The sequence below is a fragment of the Streptomyces sp. ADMS genome (assembly GCF_033441795.1).
Taxonomy (GTDB): domain Bacteria; phylum Actinomycetota; class Actinomycetes; order Streptomycetales; family Streptomycetaceae; genus Streptomyces.
Genome location: NZ_JAVFVX010000349.1, coordinates 1 through 864 on the forward strand (window position 1 = coordinate 1; position 864 = coordinate 864).

At 69.1% G+C, this 864-nt stretch carries 1 pseudogene; it reads right to left on the reverse strand.

The features are described from left to right. Positions 1-864 (reverse strand): annotated as a pseudogene (locus tag RB628_RS40945) (FAD-linked oxidase); the annotation flags it as partial.

The window sequence follows — 864 nt, forward strand, 5'->3', positions numbered from 1 at the left end:
GGTAGTTGACGTAGCAGCCGTCGGTCACGGCGTTCGGGACCGGTACGCCGCCGGTGTCGGCGTACGTCTCCTCGTAGCTCTCCCGGGTCCACGCGATGTACTTGGCGTCCTCCGCGGGTTCGTTCCACAGTACGGACCAGAGCATCTTGAACGCCGCTCCGCGGTGCGGCAGCGCGGTGTCCGCCTCGCGGACGGCGTTGGTCCGGCCGCCGTAGGGGGTCAGTTGTATGTTGATCTTCGGGTTGTCGATGTCCGTGCGGGTGAGGTGCTTGTACAGCGCCTCCGCCTGGCGGAGCGGGAAGTCGGCCCTCATGTACGACGACTTGTACTCGGCCCGCAGGGTGGGGTCGTTGAGCAGCGGGTTGGTGGTGCCGGCGAAGCGGGTGGCCTGGAGCCAGGGCAACCGGCGTGGTGCGGCGAACTGCGGCATGGCGCCGATGTCGCCCATCTGCTCGGTCAGCGCGCCGGGCCCGGTGTTGATGCCGCCGCTCATGTGCGCGAGGTAGGCGTCGAGCATCCGCTGCGCGTCGGGAGCCGCCGTGTCGACCTGCGTGACCAGGCCGATCTGGCCGTTGGACCGGTGGTTGAGCAGCAGGAAGCTGGTCAGGAAGCGGGTGGGGCTGTCCGCCCCGATGTTGGCCACGTGCCAGGAGGCGTAGTTCCGCACCAGGCGGACGAACTCCTCCTTGGTGAGGTCGCTCCACGACCACGACACCGCGCTGAAGAGGACCTCGCCCGGCGGCTTGGGCAGCAGTTTGCGCGGGTCGGTGCCGGTGGCGCCCGGGGAGCGGAAGTAATAGCGGGTGACCACACCGAAGTTGCCGCCGCCACCGCCGGTGTGGGCCCACCACAGCTCACGGTTGG